General features: G+C 67.2%; 18 protein-coding genes. 10 read left to right on the top strand and 8 right to left on the bottom strand.

What is annotated here, in order from left to right:
- Window positions 1–45 precede the first annotated feature (45 nt).
- The 8 genes from rpmH to AC4PWQ_RS00630 all read left to right on the top strand — a co-directional run bounded on the left by rpmH (window position 46) and on the right by AC4PWQ_RS00630 (window position 5,847).
- Window positions 46–183 (top strand): 50S ribosomal protein L34, encoded by a 138-nt coding sequence (rpmH, locus tag AC4PWQ_RS00665; protein ID WP_371151187.1) that lies wholly within the window; start codon window positions 46–48, stop codon window positions 181–183.
- A 1-nt stretch (window position 184) separates the two neighbouring features.
- Window positions 185–622, top strand: coding sequence for a ribonuclease P protein component (rnpA, locus tag AC4PWQ_RS00660; protein ID WP_371174668.1), 438 nt, complete (start codon window positions 185–187; stop codon window positions 620–622).
- On the top strand, window positions 619–897 hold the full coding sequence (gene yidD, locus AC4PWQ_RS00655) for a membrane protein insertion efficiency factor YidD (protein WP_371164031.1): 279 nt from the start codon (window positions 619–621) through the stop codon (window positions 895–897). The genes rnpA and yidD overlap by 4 nt, the downstream gene beginning before the upstream one ends.
- A gap of 102 nt (window positions 898–999) precedes the next feature.
- A complete protein-coding gene (gene yidC, locus AC4PWQ_RS00650; protein WP_371177335.1) occupies window positions 1,000–2,121 on the top strand; it encodes a membrane protein insertase YidC in 1,122 nt (373 codons plus the stop codon).
- Between the two features lie 48 nt (window positions 2,122–2,169).
- Window positions 2,170–2,712 carry a Jag family protein gene (locus AC4PWQ_RS00645; RefSeq protein WP_371177334.1) on the top strand — a complete coding sequence of 181 codons (543 nt, stop codon included), beginning with the start codon at window positions 2,170–2,172 and terminating at the stop codon, window positions 2,710–2,712.
- Entirely contained in the window at window positions 2,709–3,362 is a 654-nt protein-coding gene (gene rsmG / locus AC4PWQ_RS00640) for a 16S rRNA (guanine(527)-N(7))-methyltransferase RsmG (RefSeq protein WP_492089473.1), read from the top strand. Before AC4PWQ_RS00645 ends, rsmG begins: the two co-directional genes overlap by 4 nt.
- Window positions 3,363–3,395: 33 nt before the next feature.
- Complete coding sequence (locus AC4PWQ_RS00635; protein ID WP_371151199.1) at window positions 3,396–4,325, top strand: ParA family protein; 930 nt, start codon at window positions 3,396–3,398, stop codon at window positions 4,323–4,325.
- The gene (locus AC4PWQ_RS00630) at window positions 4,318–5,847 is read left to right on the top strand and encodes a ParB/RepB/Spo0J family partition protein (protein WP_492089472.1); all 1,530 of its coding nucleotides are present in this window, start codon (window positions 4,318–4,320) and stop codon (window positions 5,845–5,847) included. Before AC4PWQ_RS00635 ends, AC4PWQ_RS00630 begins: the two co-directional genes overlap by 8 nt.
- 410 nt (window positions 5,848–6,257) lie before the next feature.
- Here the strand turns inward: AC4PWQ_RS00630 and AC4PWQ_RS00625 are convergent, their stop codons facing one another.
- The 5 genes from AC4PWQ_RS00625 to AC4PWQ_RS00605 all read right to left on the bottom strand — a co-directional run bounded on the left by AC4PWQ_RS00625 (window position 6,258) and on the right by AC4PWQ_RS00605 (window position 13,197).
- Window positions 6,258–8,012, bottom strand: a complete 1,755-nt coding sequence (locus tag AC4PWQ_RS00625) for a cation:proton antiporter (protein WP_492089471.1) — start codon at window positions 8,010–8,012, stop codon at window positions 6,258–6,260.
- A 167-nt stretch (window positions 8,013–8,179) separates the two neighbouring features.
- Entirely contained in the window at window positions 8,180–8,731 is a 552-nt protein-coding gene (locus tag AC4PWQ_RS00620; protein ID WP_371164036.1) for a CYTH domain-containing protein, read from the bottom strand.
- A gap of 41 nt (window positions 8,732–8,772) precedes the next feature.
- Window positions 8,773–9,756 carry a D-alanine--D-alanine ligase family protein gene (locus tag AC4PWQ_RS00615; RefSeq protein ID WP_371174662.1) on the bottom strand — a complete coding sequence of 328 codons (984 nt, stop codon included), beginning with the start codon at window positions 9,754–9,756 and terminating at the stop codon, window positions 8,773–8,775.
- Between the two features lie 36 nt (window positions 9,757–9,792).
- Complete coding sequence (locus tag AC4PWQ_RS00610; RefSeq protein WP_492089470.1) at window positions 9,793–11,151, bottom strand: aminotransferase-like domain-containing protein; 1,359 nt, start codon at window positions 11,149–11,151, stop codon at window positions 9,793–9,795.
- Window positions 11,152–11,250: 99 nt separating this feature from the next.
- On the bottom strand, window positions 11,251–13,197 hold the full coding sequence (locus AC4PWQ_RS00605) for a D-glucuronyl C5-epimerase family protein (RefSeq protein ID WP_492089469.1): 1,947 nt from the start codon (window positions 13,195–13,197) through the stop codon (window positions 11,251–11,253).
- Between the two features lie 1,273 nt (window positions 13,198–14,470).
- Between AC4PWQ_RS00605 and AC4PWQ_RS00600 the strand changes: the two genes are divergently transcribed.
- The gene (locus AC4PWQ_RS00600) at window positions 14,471–15,010 is read left to right on the top strand and encodes a hypothetical protein (protein WP_371177328.1); all 540 of its coding nucleotides are present in this window, start codon (window positions 14,471–14,473) and stop codon (window positions 15,008–15,010) included.
- Between the two features lie 633 nt (window positions 15,011–15,643).
- Here the strand turns inward: AC4PWQ_RS00600 and trxA are convergent.
- Genes trxA through AC4PWQ_RS00585 form a run of 3 tightly spaced genes read right to left on the bottom strand, consistent with a single transcriptional unit; the run spans window position 15,644 to window position 17,546 of the window.
- The gene (trxA, locus tag AC4PWQ_RS00595; RefSeq protein ID WP_492089468.1) at window positions 15,644–15,973 is read right to left on the bottom strand and encodes a thioredoxin; all 330 of its coding nucleotides are present in this window, start codon (window positions 15,971–15,973) and stop codon (window positions 15,644–15,646) included.
- A 3-nt stretch (window positions 15,974–15,976) separates the two neighbouring features.
- Window positions 15,977–16,918 (bottom strand): thioredoxin-disulfide reductase, encoded by a 942-nt coding sequence (gene trxB, locus AC4PWQ_RS00590; RefSeq protein WP_371174703.1) that lies wholly within the window; start codon window positions 16,916–16,918, stop codon window positions 15,977–15,979.
- 52 nt (window positions 16,919–16,970) lie between these two features.
- Entirely contained in the window at window positions 16,971–17,546 is a 576-nt protein-coding gene (locus tag AC4PWQ_RS00585) for a hypothetical protein (RefSeq protein ID WP_492089467.1), read from the bottom strand.
- On the opposite strand from AC4PWQ_RS00585, the gene AC4PWQ_RS00580 reads away from it, so the two are divergent.
- Window positions 17,509–18,317: protein kinase family protein (locus tag AC4PWQ_RS00580; protein WP_492089466.1), on the top strand; the 809-nt coding region annotated here is incomplete at its 3' end. The two genes, AC4PWQ_RS00585 and AC4PWQ_RS00580, sit on opposite strands and share 38 nt — an antisense overlap.

Below are 18,317 nucleotides of genomic sequence, written 5' to 3'. Positions count from 1 at the left end.
GACCAATACCGGCGATAGACGCCCTAACTGCAAGGAGGAGTGACCGTGAGCAAGCGGACCTTCCAGCCCAACAACCGCCGCCGCGCCAAGGTGCACGGCTTCCGTCTGCGCATGTCGACCCGCGCCGGCCGCGCCATCCTGGCCATGCGCCGCCGCAAGGGCCGCGCCAAGCTGTCCGCCTGACGTGCTGCCGGGCCGCCACCGGATGGTGCGGCCGGAGGACTTCCGCGCCGCCGCCCGTGCTGGCGTGACCGTGCGGAGCGCGGACCTCATCATTCACTTGGCCGATGCAGGCAGCGATGCTGCCCGCATCGGCCTCGTTGTACCCAAAAAGCAAATCCCCCTGTCCAGTCACCGCGCCCGCGTCAAGCGGCGGCTGCGCCACCTGTGCCGCGAGCTCCTGGCGGAGCTGGGCCCCGCCGCGCTCCTAGTGCTGCGGGTCCAGTCCGGTGCCGACGGGCTCACTAGCGCCCAACTGGGCGAGCAGCTGCGCACCGGCGTCAAGCGCGCCAAGCGGAAACTGGCGGCCCGGCAGGGCGAGGGGGAGGCCGGTGGGACGTCGGCCACCCAGACCGCCACCGCCAACCAGCCCACCACCCCGGGCGGCCAGGAGGAGCAATGAAACGCATCCTGTTGGGGATGATCGCCTTCTATCAGGACAAGATCAGCGCCGGGCGACCGCGCACCTGCCGCTACTACCCCACCTGTTCGGCCTACGCCGCCGGCGCGGTCAAGCAGCACGGAGTGGGCAAGGGAATCCTGCTCACCACCTGGCGCCTGCTGCGCTGCTGGCCCTGGAGCCCCGGCGGCGTGGACATGGTCCCACTACCCGGACGGTGGCGCTCAACCGATGAGCAGAACCGGACCCTGCCTGACGGCACAAAGATTGACCTCTAAAGCGCTGTGACCAGGCCCCCTCGGCTGCGCAAGCAGGCCGGCGGGGGCGCACGGTAGATTTAGGACGTTGCGGGCACTGACGTGCCATTCCCAGAGGAGCCTGTGTTGGACACCATTCTGAAGCCCATCATGTACGTGGTCGCCTGGATCATGGTGAAGCTGCATGACCTTTTCGCCATCGTCCTCGGGGACGCCTCCTCGTGGGCGTGGGTGCTGGCCATCGTCGGCCTCACCGTGGTGGTGCGCATCGCCCTCATCCCGCTGTTCTTCCGCCAAATCAAGGCCTCGCGCGGCATGCAGATCATGCAGCCGGAGCTGAAGAAGCTGCAGGAGAAGTACAAGGGCCGCAAGGACCCCGCCTCCAAGCAGGCCATGCAGCAGGAGATGATGGCCCTCTACAAGAAGCACGGCACCAACCCGTTCTCCTCCTGCATGCCCCTGCTGCTGCAGATGCCGATCTTCTTCGCGCTCTTCCGCGTGCTGAACAACGCCGGCGCGATCGCGGCCGGCACCGCGAACCCGATCGGACCGCTCACCCGCGAGGTCGCCGCCAAGGTGCAGGACGCCACCCTGTTCGGGGCGCGCCTTTCTGAGACCTTCCTGTCCTCCTCCGACTCCCAGGTCAAGATCATCACCGTCGTGCTGATCGTGGCCATGAGCGCATCACAGTTCCTCACCATGCGTCAGCTGACCATGAAGAACATGCCGTCCTCCGCCACCTCCGGCGAGAACCCGATGATGCGCCAGCAGAAGATCATGATGTACCTGTTCCCGCTGCTGTTCGCGGTCACGGGCATCAACTTCCAGATCGGTGTGCTCATCTACTGGCTCACCTCCAACGTGTGGACCGGTGGCCAGCAGTGGTACGCCATCCGCCGCATGCCGGCCCCGGGTTCCGAGGCCGAGCGCGCCATGAAGGAGCGCATCCGCGCCAAGCGCATCGCCAAGGGCCTGCCGCCGGAGACCGACGAGGAGCTGGCGGAGAAGGAGGCGGCCGCGGCCGCTGCGGCGGCCCGCCAGGGGCAGCGCGTGCAGCCGGTGCGCAAGTCCCGCCAGAAGCACTCCGGTCCCGTGGCCTCCAGCGTCGATGAGCTGCTGGAGGGCCAGCAGGAGGCCGAGGCGAGCCAGGACGCGCGGGACGCGGGTGGCCTTACCGCCGCCGAGCGCGAGATGAAGCGCTACCAGGCCCGCATGGCGCGGCGCCGCCAGGGCAAGAAGAAGTAACCAGGATTTTGTTCCGGGGGTTTCCCCGATCCCGTGTAAAGGATGCACATGACTGAGATCAAGGTAGATGTCTCCCAGCTAGAGGCTGAGGGCGAGCACGCGGCCGACTACCTGGAGGAGCTGCTGGACATTGCCGACCTGGACGGCGACATCGACATCGACGTAGATGGCGACCGCGCCTCCGTGGCAATCGTGGTGGAGGAGTCCAGCCGGCAGCTGGAGCGCCTGGTGGGCCGCGACGGTGAGGTGCTGGACGCCCTGCAGGAGCTGACCCGCCTGGCGGTGCAGAACCAGACCGGCGAGCGCTCCCGCCTGATGCTGGACGTGGCCGGCTACCGCGCCGAGCGCCGCGCGGAGCTGACCGCCCTGACCGAGGCCGCGATCGCGCGGGTCAAGGAGAGCGGCGAGCCGGTGGAGCTGGAGCCGATGAACCCCTTCGAGCGCAAGGTTTGCCACGACGTGGTTGCCGCGGCCGGCCTGTTCAGCGATTCGGCGGGCGTGGCGCCCAAGCGCTACGTGGTGGTCTACGCCAGTGCGCCGGTGGAGGCGGACGACGCTGCCGCAGAGGCCGACGGAGCCGAGCAGGCGTGAGCGAGCTAGAGCAGTTGTCGGGTCCGGCCCGCGCCTTCATGGGGGCGCGGGCCGTGCCCATGGAGGCGCTGGCGGAGTTGCTGGCGCGTGAGGGCGAGAAACGGGGCCTGATCGGGCCCAGGGAGCTGCCGCGCCTGTGGAGCCGCCACCTGCTCAATTCGGCCGCCGTGGCCCGCGTTTTTCCCTCCGGGGCACTGGTTGCCGACGTGGGTTCCGGGGCGGGCTTTCCCGGCCTGGTGCTGGCTGTGCTGCGGCCGGACGTGGACGTGGTGCTGATTGAACCGATGCAGCGGCGGGTGGACTGGCTGGGCTACGCCGCAGACGAGCTGGGCTTGGACAACGTGTCGGTCGCCCGGGCCAGGGCCCAGGAGCTGCACGGCGAGCTTCTGGCGGACGCCGTGACGTGCAGGGCCGTGGCCTCCTTCGGTGAGCTGATCGCCTGGGTGGCGCCGCTGCTGGTGGACGGTGGCGAGTTCGTGGCGCTCAAGGGCGCTAAGGCCCAGTCGGAGCTGGACGAGGCCGTTAGCGCCGGTCTACTGAACCGGTTTAGGTTGGGTGGGGCGCGCGTGGAGGAAGTCGATCCGGTGGTGGACGGTGAGCACATCTTCGAGGTGCCGGCCAGGCTGATCCGGGCCAGGCGGTTAGCATAGGTTTGGCCGAATCCGGCAGAGAAAGGAACGCAGGTGACTGATTCCCTAGAGCGCTTTGCTGCGGGCGGCAGGCAGGACAGCCCGGTGGGCGCCCAGCTGGCGGCGGACATGCGGCTGCGGGCCAAGCTGGCCGGCGTCTCCTTCACTCCCCCGGCCGAGCCGCGCATCTTCACCGTCGTCAACCAGAAGGGTGGCGTGGGTAAGACAACGAGCGCCGTGAACCTGGCAGCGGCGTTCGCTGCGGGCGGGCTGAAGGTGCTGGCGATCGACTTCGACCCGCAGGGCAACGCCTCCACCGCCCTGGGCATCGAGCACCGGGTGGGGACGCCGTCAATGTACGACGTGCTGGTAGAGGAACGGACGCTGCGCGAAGTGGTGCAGCCGAGCCCGGAGGTCGAGGGTCTGTGGTGTGCTCCGGCCACGATCGACCTGACCGGCGCGGAGCTGGAGCTGGTGGCGGCGATGAGCCGCGAGCACCGGCTGCGCGCGGCCCTGAACGAGTTCTTCCGGGCCGAGGCGGAGGCCGGCGAGCGGCGCACGGACGTGGTGGTGATCGACTGCCCGCCGAGCCTGGGCCTGCTCACGCTGAACGCGCTGGTGGCCGCGCGCGAGGTATTGATTCCGATCCAGTGCGAGTACTACGCGCTGGAGGGAGTCAGCCTGCTGAGTCGGAACATCGCGCGGATCCAGAAGCACCTGAACCCGGAGCTGCGGATCTCGACGATCCTGCTGACTATGTTCGACGGTCGCACGCGGCTTAGCTCGGAGGTGGCGGCGGAGGTGCGAGCGCACTTCGCAGAGGAAACGTTGGAGGTGACGATTCCGCGGTCGGTGCGGATCGCCGAGGCCCCTAGTTACCAGCAAACGGTGCTGCAGTACGATCCGAAGTCGACGGGCGCGTTGGCCTACCGTGAGGCCGCGCGGGAGATCATGGCCAAGGAAGGCTGCGTGAAGAATGGCTGAGCGGCGGGGGCTTGGGCGCGGATTGGGTGCGCTGATCCGGGACGACGAAGAGGCAATGCGAGCAAATGCGGAGCTCGGCAATGCACAGTCCGGCGGGACGGGCGGTGGGGAACGCACGAGCCGGCCGGTTGACCTCTACTTCGGTGGCGGCGACGTGCAGCGGCGCAGCGAGATATCCGCGCTGCTCTCTCCCCCGCTGAAGCGCGGCAAGAAGGACGTCGACTCTGTTTCACGTGAAACGGAGGAGAGTGGCAGGGGCGGCAAGCGAGCGACGAAGGCGCGCGCGTCGCAGGCGAAGCCGGCGGCAGCCGGTGAGACCGTTTCACGTGAAACGGGCGCTGCGGGTGCTGTGGCCGCGTCAAGCGAGGTGCTGGAGGCCCAGCGTGCCACCGCCAAGAAGAAGGTCGCATCGCCCTGCGTGCTTGAACGCGCGGGAGTAGGGCCAACGGCGGCCTCCCCCGTTTCACGTGAAACGGTTCAGGACGGTCGTGGAGAGGTCGCGAAGGCTAGCGATTCGGCGGTCGGCGCGGTTGCCGGTCCGGCGAGCGGGGAACCGGACGTTTCACGTGAAACGGAAGAGCCGGAGCTGGTGGCGGTGCCGGGCGTGTTCCTGGCGATGCTGAGCCCGGACGTGATCGTGCCCAATGCGAAGCAGCCGCGCCAGGTATTTGTGGAATCGGAAGTGGAGGAACTTGCGGCGTCGATCCGCGAGGTGGGACTGCTTCAGCCCGTCGTGGTCCGCCCGCTGGCCGCTGACGACGAGCGGCGGCACAGCGGTCGCCGAGCGGGTGCGCCGGAGGACTCTGACGAGGTCATCGCCGGTGAGTACGAGCTCATCATGGGCGAGCGCCGGCTGCGGGCCTCCCAGCTGGCCGGCCTGGCAGAGGTGCCTGCGATCGTTCGCTCGACGGCGGATGAGGACATGCTGCGCGACGCGCTGCTGGAGAACCTGCATCGCGCTCAACTTAACGCGCTGGAAGAGGCGGCCGCCTACGAGCAGTTGCTGCGGGAGTTCGGTTGCTCCCAAGAGGAACTGGCGCGCCGGATCGCGCGGTCGCGGCCGCACATCTCCAACACGATGCGTTTGCTGAAGCTGCCCGGCACGGTGCAGCGGCGCGTCGCCGAGTCCCGCATTTCCGCCGGCCACGCCCGGGCGCTGCTGGGCCTGCCCGACGCGGAGGCGATGGAGGCGCTGGCCGAGCGCATCGAGGCAGAGGGCCTTTCCGTCCGGGCAATCGAGGAGCTGGTGGCTCAGGGCGACGAGCCCGCGGAGGAGCGGCGCGAGTACCGTCCGCGCCGGGGCGGCGGGGAGGGCGCGTTCACCGCGCTCAACTACCAGCTCGCCTCGCGCTTCGCCACGCGGGTCAAGGTGACGATGGGCGCCCGCAAGGGCAAGATCGCCATCGACTTCCGGGACGCTGAGGACCTGGAGCGCATCCTGGCGGTGCTATCGCCGGAGATCGGCTACAAGGCGCCGGCGCCGGCGGGAGAGGTTTCCTGGCAGGACGCGCCGGGCGCCTAGGAGCAGGCAGGGGAGCGGCCGTTCGTGGCGGCGCCGGACCAACGGTTTCACGTGAAACGGGGGTGGATGCGCGGGCATCCACCCCCGCAGTCTTTCCCCGTGCCGAATAATCCACAGGTTTACCCACCGAAGTGGAAAACGTGAGAATCCTTTCCACAGGGATTGCACAGGGCCGAGCCCGCAGGAAGCGGGCCACGGGCCGGAGTGAGCGGGGCTCAGCGGTCGGGACGACCGACCCTTCCGCAACGACCAGGCCCAGCGCCAAACAGCCAGTCCAAAATAGCCGGCGGTCCCAACGTTATGTCAGGTAAGGGTCTAGAGTGGGAGCGGTCCGGGCCGCCCGCGCGGGCCGGGCCCGCCGAGCAGCGAGGAAACGGCCCTAGAAGCGCCCAGAATCCCTCCGGGTGGGCCTAGTCATCAACCAGGCCCTCCATGCCCGCCCTGGCGGCTTCCAGGTGCATCTCGTGGCGCACCTGGTCGGCGTCGAGCAGGCCCAGCGTGTAGCTGAACAAGCCCGCGTCCAACTTGCCGGCGTCGCGCTGCTCGATGATGGCCAGGCGCTCGGCACGGATGCGCGCCAGGGCCCACTCGATGGCCTCCACCTTGAGCTCGTCACGTTCCTCTGCGGCGGCCACCACGTCGATCCGGTGGCACAGGTCCGCAGCGCTCGGCGCGGGCGCCCCGGCACGCCACCGCTTGCCCAGCCACTCGCGCAGGTGCTCGGGGGGTTCCACCTGCCGGCCGGCGGCGTGCACCAGGTAGCGCACCTCCTCGCGCTCCTCGTGGCTGGTCACCCGCGCGGAGGTGGGGCGCAGCAGACGCACCACCAGGTTGAGGCTGCCGCCCTGCACGATGAGCGAGAACGCCGCCACCGCGAAGGCCGCGAACAGCAGCAGGGCGCGGTCCTGTGTGCCCGTGGGCAGCGTCTGCGCGGCGGCCAGGGTGACGCCACCGCGCATGCCGGCCCACCACATCATGGCGCCGTCGCGGGCGCCCAGGTGGGCGTCCTGGTAGTACTGGGCGTCCGAGACGCGCCTGGCCAGGCGGAAGCGGATGCGCTCGAGCCGCCGCTGGTCGATCTTGCGGGCGCCCGGGCCGGTGATCACGCCCTCCTCCATCGCGTCCAGCATCGCCGTGACCGTCTCCGCCCGGGAGGCGCGAGCCTGGCGGCGCACGGCGTTGCGGCGCATGGCACCGATCAGCGGGAAGACCACCAGCGCGCGCACGGCCAGCGCCACGGCGAGCGTGACGCCCGCCAACACCGCTGCGTTACCCAGGCCCTGCCCGGCGCCCCACAGCTCGTGCAGCAACGTCGAGGCCTGCAAACCCATCACCAGGAAGACGGCGGACTCCAGGATCAGACCGATCGTCTGCCACGTCTGCTTGGCGTTGAGCCGGTGGGCGGGCGGCACGCAGCGCGCCACCTCCTTGCTGGTCACCAGCCCGGCCACCACGGCGGCCACCAGGCCGGAGGCACGCAGCTGCTCGGCCGGGACCGCCGCCAGGAAGGGGACCGTCAGGGAGATCACCGTGGAGGTGGAGGGCTCCTTGGCCTGGGAGCGCAGCCAGATCGTCACCCGGCCCACCACCCAGCCCACCAGAATCGCGCCCACCACCGCCCACAGGAAGTCCGCCCCGGCCTGCCAGATGGAGACGGCCCCGGCGGCCGCAGCCAGCGCGGAGCGCAGGATCACCAGCGCCGAGGCGTCGTTGATGAGCCCCTCGCCCTCCATGATGGTCACCAGGCGTTCGGCCACCCCCTGCTTGCGCACCACGATGGTGGCCACCGTGTCGGTGGGGCTCATGATGGCGCCCACCGCGATCCCGAGGGCGAGCGGCATGCCGGTCATAGCGCTGATGATCGCCCCCAGCAGCACGGCGGTGACCACCACCAGCAGCACAGACAGCACCGAGATCGCGCCCAGGTTGCGCCGAAAATCCTGCACGGGCATGGCCACGGCGGTGGAGAAGACGAGCGGTGGCAGGATCACGTGCAGCACCAGGTCCGGTTCCACGTGCAGCTCGGGCATGCCGGGCACGAAGCTCACCGCAGCCCCCGCCAGCAGCAGCACCACCGGCGCGACGATGCCCACCCTCTCCCCGAGCGGTTCGGAGAACGCGATCACGAGGAGGGCGGCAACGGTAACGACGATGGCGACTGTCATGGCCCAATTTTCCCAGGCGGGCACGGTTAGCTCCACCTCCGCGCCGCGCCGCCTCGCACCGGCCCGCAGCGGGCGTCCGGCCGGCACCTGGGGGTGGTGGGTGGCCGACGTCGTCCACCTGCCGCCCCCTCACGGCGGCCGCGCCCCACCGGGCGCCATACGAGGGATCAGCCGGCCAGCGGCGGATTGAAGGCCAGGGACTCGTTGGAGAAGGCGGCGTCCTCGGTGATCTCGCGGCCGCAGAAGGCCGGCGGCTGCACCCGCTCCACGCCGCTGGCCCGCTCGCACTCGGCGATCACCAGGGGATGGTTGGCGCCGTGGAAGACGTCGATCTCCCACAGGTCCTCCCCCTCCACCAGCGAGTAGCGGGTCTTCAGCACGAAGGCCGAGCCCTGGCGGGCCAGCTCCACGCCCACGCTGGCGGGCAGCTCCATCTCCCGCTCGAAGCGCACCCCGCCCACGCCCGGGCCCTTGACCGCCAGCCAGGCAGCGGTGCACGCCGGAGCGCAGGACTCCACCAGCTCGGCCAGGCTCGCGGGTCCCTCCAGCTGGGCCGGGGTGAGGACGGAGTCGGCCACCTCCAGGCGCACCCGCACCGAGAAACCGTCCCGAGCCGTCAGGTAGACCTGCAGCAGCAGCGTGCCCCCGCGCAATTCCGGCAGGGCGCCGGCGGGCACCAGGAAGCGCCGCTCGAACTCGAAGAACTCCTCTAGCTCCACCGGATGCCTCCTAGGTGTATCGCCGGGCGGTGCGGGGAAAATCAGGCCGGCGGGGCGTCGTCCATGCCGGTGGGGGCCGGAGCGATCACCGAACCGCCCCGGGCGGCGGCGCGCTCCACCAGGAAGGCCACCATCTCGTCAAAGCCGCGCTCGGCCTGCGCCGCCAGCGGGAACAGGGAGGTGTCCGTCATGCCGGGCGAGGTGTTGCAGTCGATGAACTGGGCGCGGCCCTCGGCGTCGACGATCAGGTCGGTGCGAGAGTAGTCGCGCAAGCCCAAAGCCACGTGCGCGCCCACGGCCGCAGCCTCAGCGGAGCGCAGCTCCTCCTCGCTCAGCCGGGCCGGCACAAAGTACTCGGAGCGGCCGGCGTTGTAGCGGGCGTCGTAGTCGTAGGCGCCCTCCGTGACGATCTCCACCGGGGGCAGGGCGACGGGGCCCTCGTCCGTGCAGATCACGGAGACCGCCACCTCCTTGCCCGCCACGTAGCCCTCGATCATCGCCGTCTCCCCGTAAGAGAAGGCGTTGACCAGGCCGATGCGCAGCTCGTCCTGGTTCTTCGCCACCGTCACCCCCAGCGAGGAACCGCCCTGGGCCGGCTTGATCACCATCGGGAAGCTGAAACGCTCCATCAGGGCCGCCACCACGCCGCCGGCACCCAACTGCTGGAACAGCACGCGCGGCAGCGAGACCGCCGGCGGCGTGTGGATGCCGGCGCGGCGCACCAGCTCCTTCGCGCTCGGCTTGTAGATGGTCAGCATCGCCCCGGCCGCGCCCGTGCCCACGTAGGGCAGGCCCATCAGGTCCAGCACGGCCTGCAGCGAGCCGTCCTCGCCCACGCTGCCGTGCACCAGCGGCCACACCACGTCCGGTTGGCTTTGCTCCAGCTGCGCGATCAGCTCGGAGGTCACGTCCAGCACCGCCACGTCGTGACCCAAGTGCCGCAGGGATTCGGCCACCCGGCGCCCGGAGCGCAGGGAGACATCGCGTTCGTGAGTAAGACCGCCGCAGATGATCGTGACCTTCATTGCTCTCTCCTGTCTGCTTCGCCGGTGGGCTAACGCTTAAACCTGGTCCGGGGACGGGGCCTTGCCCTGCGGGGCCGTGGAGGCGTAACGCTCCGCAGCGGCCCGGATCGAATTGACGTCGTCCGGGCCGTCCTCGCGCACGTTCGTGCCGAACAGACGCACCAGCTCGTATTCGGCCTTGATCACGCCGGAAAGGCGGCGCACGCCCTCGCGGATCGTGGCCTCGTTCGGGTAGCAGTAGGACAGGCGAATGTGGTCGCTGCCCTGCCCGTCGCTGTAGAACGCGGTACCGCTGACGTAGGCCACCAGGGAGGTGATGGCGCGCGGCAGCATGGCGCGCGCGTCCAGGCCCTCCGGCAGCTTGACCCAGGAGTAGAAGCCGCCGGCCGGGACCGTCCACTTCGCCTCCGGCAGGTACTCCTCCAGCGCCCCCAGCAGGGCGTCGCGGCGCGAGCGGTACATGTCGCGGTACTCCACGATCTGCCCAAACCAGTCGAAGTCACGCAGGTAGGCCGCGATCGTCATCTGCCCAAAGTTGCCCGGGCACAAGATGGCCGCCTCGGAGGCCAGGATCAACTTGTCGCGCACCGCCGGGGGAGCGGCCGCCCAGCCCACCCGGAACCCGGGGGCGAACATCTTAGAAAACGAGCCCAGGTAGACGACGTCGTCCGGGGCCATTGACTTCATGGCCGTTTGCGTCTTGCCGTCAAAACCCAGCAGGCCGTAAGGGTTGTCCTCCAGGATGAGGATGCGGTGGCGCTGGCAGATCTCCACGATCTGCGGGCGGCGCTCCTCAGAGAGCGTCACGCCGGCCGGGTTGTGGTAATTCGGGATCGTGTAGAGGAACTTGATGCGCCGACCGGACTTCTTCACGTCCTTGATGGTTTCCTCTAGGGCGGCCGGGATCAGGCCCTCGTCGTCCATGGGGACGTGGACGACGTCGGCCTGGTAGGCGCGAAACACGCCCAGCGCGCCCACGTAGGACGGCGCCTCTGCCAGGATCACGTCGCCCGGATCGATGAAGATCTCGGTGACCAGGTCCAGGGCCTGCTGGCTACCGGTGGTGACCACGACGTCGTCCGGGTCCTCCCGGATCGCCTCGTGCTTCATCACCTCCACGATGCCCTCGCGCAGCAGCGGGTCGCCCTGGCCGGAGCCGTACTGCAGGGCGGTGGTACCGCGCTCGTAGGTCAGCTTGGCGATCGTGTCAGCCAGCGCCTCCATCGGCAGGCCGGCGATGTTGGGCATGCCACCGGCCAGGGAGACCACCTCGGGGCGGGAGGCGACGGCGAAGAGGGCTCGGATCTCGGAGGAGCGCAGGCCACCAGCCCGCTGCGCATACGAATCGATCCAGGGGTCCAGCCGCGTTCCGCGCCGCGTGGTGCTGTCAGTCATAGCCAAGCCTTTCCGTACCCGCCGCGTCCGGCAAGGCGGCGCGACGGTCCCGCCGGTAGCGGGCACCTGCCCAATGTTACGCCCAGGGCTGCCGGGGCCCTACTCTTCCCATGCGTCCTGCTTAAGCGTGTCCGCCAGCTCGGTGAAGCGGGTTTGGCCGGTCAGGCGGGTGAGGTCGCGCAGTTGATTGGAGACGATCTTGTGGTAGTCCATCGGCCTGAACTGTTGCGCCCAACAGAACAGCCCCGCACAGTAGGCAGAAGGATTGCCGGGCACCCGGAAATCGTTGAAGCCCGCCTCCACTGCGGTGATCGCCCCGTCGGCCAACAGGTTGACCTCCTCGTTGTGGGTGTGGAGCCAGTAGTAGCTCAGTCCGTCAACGGAGAAAAGGTGGCCGTTGATGACCTTGGTTTGGAAGGTGGAGCCGGGGTACTCCTCCAGCCACAGGTAGCCGTCGGGGTCGACCTGGGCGAACCAGTAGGGGTCTCCCGGGCGGGCGTAGTAGCCGGCCAGCACCTGATCGGCAGCTGCGCGCCACTTCCAGTCCCCGGTGACCTGCTCCAGGCGCACGAAAGCGGCCAGGGCGTATCCCTGCGCCATAGAGGAAAACCACGGGTTGGGCAACGTGTTCTCCGAGTGGTGCATGGCCTCGTAGTCGAACGAGTAGGGGAACCACAGTTCGTCCTCATGCACGATTGCCTTGGAGAGCATGAGCTCGCCGGTGGCGACGGCGCGGCGCACATACTCCTTCCTGCGCTCATCATCGAAGGTGGAGATGGAATTCTCGCAGTTGCCTAACACGAACCGAGCGTGCGCCAGGGGGTGGAAAATCGGCTTGCCGCCTTCCAGGCCCTCCACCTTGATTATCGGAGTGCCGTCCGGGTTGACTTCGTGCCCCAGGTCTTTCTCCCGGTGAGAGTAGGCGTAGTTGAACTCCGCCAGGAACCGCGCACCGCTCAGGTTGTAGCCAAGGGAGGTGTCAAAGTCTCCGCCCGTTGGGATGTGTCCGCTCTGTGTGTTGGACCGCCGCCAAACGACATCAGTGGAGTCCTGCGTCCACAGAATGTTCTCGTTCGGGCCGGCCATGGGAATGAGACTCTTGGTGCTTTCCCATCCGTCGCTCACGAACACCGGCTCGGAAAAACCTGCGCCTTCCCCGGGATACAGCATCAGCCGACCATCATCGGTGAGCGCGAGCAGATCAGCGGTGCCGTCGTGGTTCCAGTCGTCCTGGCCGTAGATTGCGCGCACACCTATGTCCAGGGTCCCCACTTCCTGCGCGGCAGCGAACTCGGTGTTTGGCTGGACCTGGCGGGCGAATACCCGCCCGTCGTCGCCTGCGAAGAGTACCCGCGCCGTCTTGCGGGGAGCCCCTTCCCCCTCTAGCGGGGCGGGGTCCGGGCCGACGGTGAAAAGCTTGGCTGTGCCCCATTCCCCCGCCAAGGGCGCGGGCTTTGTTGCCAATCCGCCGGCGCCGTCACCAGCGGCAAACAGCAACGAGCCGTTTTCTTGCAGCGCCAGCACGTCCGGGTGGTCATCTCCGGTCAGGTCAACGCCACCGGCCAAAATCCGGGTACCTTGCCAACCACCCTCCAACTCCCTGGCTGGCCACTGGAGCCGAGACTCGCCGACGGTCAAGTAGGCGACGAGCACCCCCTTAGGAGTTATTCGAAGAATGTCCTTAGACCCATTGGAGTCGAAGTCTCCACCCGGCGACATCGGGCCCGTCCACCCCTCGCCCATCTTGCGGTCGGGTCCCCAGCTGAATGAGTTTCTGGCGCTCGCGCTGGCATCGACGTGCGTCCGTGCGCGGAGCACCCACGACGTGGCGCCTGAAACGCAGTAGGTGTTCTTGTCCGTGCTCACTGCAGAAACAACCAGGCGGCGGCGTTCCTTTTCCGTCTGCAGCGGATGAAAACCGGCGTTCTTCGGGTGGCCGTTGACTAGCCACTGCACACCCCTGGCCGACGGCAAGGAGTAACCGTCAGACTCCAGACTCGGTGCCGGCGCAGTGACGTCTTCGCGGGCACCGAACCGAGCACACATGCCCTGATCGGAGATAGACGGCGGTGCAGTTCCATTCGGGACGCTCGCGCCACCGCAGGAACTCAGTGCCAGGGACAGCCCTACTCCCAACATGGCGGCGCTTACAAGCTTTTTGAACAAGCTCAATAGTCCTCCAGGACTGTGAGTGCGGACGTGAACGAGCGAGCAGCCGACGCGTTAGACTTTGACACGTAGGCGAATGACATTATCTAAATGGTGAACAAAAAGAGAGCAAGGACTTTGGTTTCCGTGTTGGTGCACGGCCGGTTTGAATCAAATGTGTCGGCGTGGAATACAGTAAAAATCTGCGATTGGCGTAGATATTGACAATCTACGCCAATCGTAGAAAGTGGGACACAAATTGGGTTGTGAGCACAATGTAGGTTATGCCGCATTTGGAAGAACCAGTAAGCGCGCATAGATGTTATCCAGCTTGCAGTGGTCGGCATGATTTCGATCACGGCGAATTGCGACGATACGCGCCTGCGGCAACGATGGTGCTGCCAATGGGTCAGTTAACCCAGATATTTGGAGCCCAAGCTCGGACGCCAGCAAGCTCAACTGCATGGTAGATGCAGTTAGTTTGAGGAGATGTACCGTTATAAGTGCGTCCACGATGGATGCCATAAGCGATAACGCCTCCGTTTCCGTCCGCGTAGTAGTAGGTGCCACCGGAGTCTCCCCCCGCTGTTGCGCCGCAAACGTAGGATCCGTTTCGGTCCGGATCGTATCGAACGCGAGTGGTGTACGCTGAGCGGTGAGTGCCTAGTGTCTGAATCTGTCGTGTATCCAAAACAACCAGTCGACAGTGTGAACCCGTTGTTCCCCCCGATTTACACAACTCGGCTCCCTCCGCGCGCGGCGCCCAAGTTCCGCCTGAGATTGGAAGCGAGGCAGAAGACTGCATCCCGGCGCTAAAGACTCGCATTGCATAATTTCGGCCACGCAATAACTTCCAATCTCCAAAGCGGTGAGTGTTTGAGAGTGCAGGGTTTGGGTTATATGCGGTCGTATATACGGAACCAACGAAGTTGCCGTTTGGGTTCTTCCAGCTTGGTGCGGTGCAGTGACCGGCGGTCAACACCATAAATGTGCCATTGAGAGTCATTGGGACACCGAGCGAGCATGCCGTTTGTGCACCATTTACCGGGACGATCCGGCCTCCCATGTAGAACGGGGACGAATCGTTGGTTCTTGTCGCCTCTGTTGTCCCGACAGGTAGGTCGGCGTATTTAACGATCGGGATTATCGGAGTTGCGGCGCGTTCTTGTAGATGGGAAAGCGTATCCTGAATGTCCGATGCAATGACATTGAGGTCGGCGTCCTCGACCATCTTTGGGTCAAGCTCGACTCGGATCGTATTATCGACGGCCGAGATGCCAAGGTTAAGGATTTCAGGTCGATTAACGGACGTCAGCGCCATTTCCTCGATTGCGGTCTGAAGTTCAGCGAGCGAATGGTTGACCTCAATTATTCTGACCTGATCACCTGCGTGAGAGGCCTGAATTATATCGTTCAACTGGCTGTCGGTTGTATTCTCTCCATGTTTCCGATAAACTTCAAGTCCGGAATAGTCGGCAAGGAACGCGGATCCGGCGTACGTGGTTTCGTGTTCCGCGATCCACTCAGAGATTTCGTCGGACAGCCTGGCAAGCTCGGGACTTGGCTCGCCGTGATAGGCGCGGAATCCATACTGGTCGACTGCGTGAACGCTGTCAATTTCCGAGTTCTTGTCAGCTTCAACGTTTTCTCGTGGTGGCTCCTCAGGCGAGAGCGTGGGCGGTTTGGCGAAAGCTGTGTTCGCACCCAATAAAAGTAGTGATATCACCGCAAGGGGGGCGACTCTTCGAAGAGCCCTCATGGCGTGCTCCCATCCATGTAGCGAACGTGATGTAAGCCACGCTAGCGCTAGGTGAAGCGCTTGTCAAGCGGTCAAGGGTCTATTAGACTGTATTGGTTGTAATACTTGGGGTTTGTTTGCGCCATGATAGTGTCGTGTCCCCATAAAAGTCTGTGAATCTGCTAAGGCAGAACGCCTATTGAGACTCGCTCGCATCGTGGTTGAGGAGCTGCGTTTGTGGGCGAGATGCAAATGAGCGGTCCTTTCCAATTGTGGGTGTAAACGCGGCGCGTCAATGGGCGACCTGGGTGGGACCTGGACTCGGGATAGCGCCGGGGGCGGCGTCGACTCCAATTGCCGCGAACCCGGGTGTGCCCGGGCGGTCCCCAAGCTCGCAAATGTTGCACCGGGGTACATACGACCGCTTGGTGCCATGGCACCGGTCGGTCGGATGTACCCCGACCGCACGCTTGTACGCTCGGGGGCACCCGCCGCCACCCCGCCGCCACCGCCTGCCGCCTTTAGGGCGTGTCACGTGCGCCCCTCCCGGCGGCTTGTTTTGGACGCGGGCGCGGCTACCTGTCCGCGCACCTGGCCTGCAAGTCTCTACGCGCCCACGCGCTCCAGCGCCTTGACCAGCTCCGGCTTCGGGCGCGCCCCCACCAGCGTGGAGACCAGCTCGCCCTGCCAGAACACCCCAAAGGTGGGGATAGAGCGGATGCCGTACTTGCTGGCAGTGCGCGCGGCGTCGTCCACGTTCACCTTCACCACGCGGGCGCGGCCCTCAAACTGGCCGGCCAGCTCGTCCACGATCGGGCCCATCTGGCGGCACGGCGCGCACCACTTGGCACAGAAGTCCACCAGCACCGGCACCGGGGAGTCCAGCACCACCTTCTTGAAGGTGGCGTCGTCCACGTGAATGGCTCCGCTCGCCACCGCTCAGCCCTCCAGCGCGGCCAGGTAACGCTCGGCATCCAGGGCGGCGCGGCAGCCCGTGCCGGCCGCCGTGATCGCCTGGCGGTAGGAGTGGTCCACCACGTCACCGCACGCGAACACGCCGGCCAGGTTGGTGCGGGTGGAGGGGTCGGCCACCTTGATGTAGCCCTCGCCGTCCAGCTCCACCTGGCCGGCAACCAGCTCCACGCGCGGGTCATGGCCGATCGCCACGAACATCGCGCCGGCCGCCAGCTCGCGCTGCTCGCCGGTGCGAACGTCGTTCAACACCAGGCCGGTCATGGAGCCGCCGGCTTCGCCGCGCACCTCCGCCACCGTGGAGTGCCACGCGAATTCGATCTTCTCGTTCGCCAGGGCGCGCTCCTGCATGATCTTGGAGGCGCGCAGCTCGCCGCGGCGGTGCACCAGCGTCACCTTGGAGGCGAAACGGGTGAGGAACATGGCCTCCTCCAGGGCGGAGTCGCCGCCGCCCACCACCACGATGTGCTGGTCGCGGAAGAAGAAGCCATCGCAGGTGGCGCAGTAGCTCACGCCGCGACCGGAGAACTCCTCCTCACCGGGCACGCCTAGCTTGCGGTGGGCAGAGCCGGTGGCCAGGATGACCGCGCGCGCCTGCAGGCTCTCGCCGCCCTCGCTGACTACGGTCTTTACCGGGCCATCCAGCTGCACCCCGGTGACGTCCTCGTAGCGGATGTCCGCCCCGAACTTCTCCGCCTGCTCCCGCATGGCCTCCATCAGGTCCGGGCCGTCGATGCCGGCCGGGAAGCCCGGGTAGTTCTCCACCTCGGTGGTGTTCATCAGGGCACCACCGGCGGCCAGGGAGCCGGCGAAAACGATCGGCTTCAGGCCGGCGCGGGCCGTGTAAATGGCGGCGGTGTAGCCGGCCGGGCCGGAGCCCACGATGACAACGTCGTGCACAGTCACAATTTCTTCCTTTCCTCGCCCCTACTAACGCAGGAGCGCTCCAGCCTGTTCCCGCCTAGCGGATCACGATTTCGCTGATCTCGGCGCGCAGCTTGCCGTCCGCCAACGACGTGGGCAGCTCGCTGATCCAGATCACCACCGACGACGCCTCCGTGGGCTCGAACGTGAAGTCCATCTTCTGCTTCATCGGCCCCTGCGCCAGCTGCTTGGCATCCGCCGGGGTCTGGCCGCCCACCAGCACCTGCACCAGGCCGCCCTCGCTATTGCACGTAGCGGAAACGGCGGAGATCTTGCGCGGCTCGGCCAGCTTCAGCTCGATACCAAAGCCCTGCTTCAGGCCACCGAACTGGGAGGTTTGGTAGAAGCGCGAATACCATTCGCTCTTCTCGTCGCCGTCGAACAGGTTGGCCACCAGCTCGGGGTGCTCGTCCCCGTCCCCGCCCGGGTCCACGATCGCCGCAGAAACCACCTGGGCCGGACCGGCCGGTGCCGGCGCGGCGCTCGCCTCAGACTGCCCGGGGGAGGCCGTTGCCACGGTGGCCGGGTTCTGGAACAGCCCGGAGGGGTCGCCCTGGATCAGCGTGGGCGGGGCCGTGATCGACTTATACGCCCACACCGTCGCCGCACGCACAGACGCGATCGTGGCGGCAGCAACGCGCGCCACCGCGCTGACCGGCCCGTCGTTCCTGCGCGTCTACGAGGCGGACGCCGCCGAGGGCTTCCTGGTCACCGAACCGGCCCTGTCTCCGTCCCTGGCCCGCACGCTCGCCACGCAGACGTTGGCGCCGCAGGAGGTGCGCGAACTGGTGATCAAGGCGGCGGGCGCGATGCACCAGGCGGCCGAGGTGGGCGTCGGCCACGGCACCCTCTCTCCGCGCGATATCTACGTTTCTGAGGGCGAGTTGCGGATCGGCGGGATGGAGGTGCGCGCCGCCGCGACGGGCGTGGAGTTCGACGACGCCGCCGCCAGGCAGGCAGCCGACGTGCGCGCCCTGGCCGAGGTGGCCTACCTGTGCCTGACCAGGCGTTGGCCGGGCACCGGGCAGGGATTTGTGCGTGCGCCGCGCGCAGGTGGCCTCTACACCGCGCCGAGCACGCTGGTGGACGACGTGCCCGCCGACCTGGACGAGGTGGTTACCGCCCTGGTCAACGGCGCCGGCCCGCGCTCCTTCGCGGCGCTGCTGGAGTGGTTTGGCGAGAGCGCACCGCCGGCGCAGGCGGCCCCCGAGGACCTGGGGGGCGCCGAGGGCCCGGGCGGCGCGGGCGGTGACGCAGCCGCGCAGGCGGCCACGGCCGGTGCTGCGGCTGAAGCGGCGCACGAAAAACGTCTATGGGTCCCAAGAGACTCGTTGTCACGGGCGACTTGCCAATATCGGCTTCAACGTCGAAGTAGGTTACACAT

It is taken from the genome of Buchananella sp. 103232, assembly GCF_058725725.1.
Note: the sequence above shows the minus strand (reverse complement) of the source record. Positions and strands in the feature narration are given on the sequence as shown.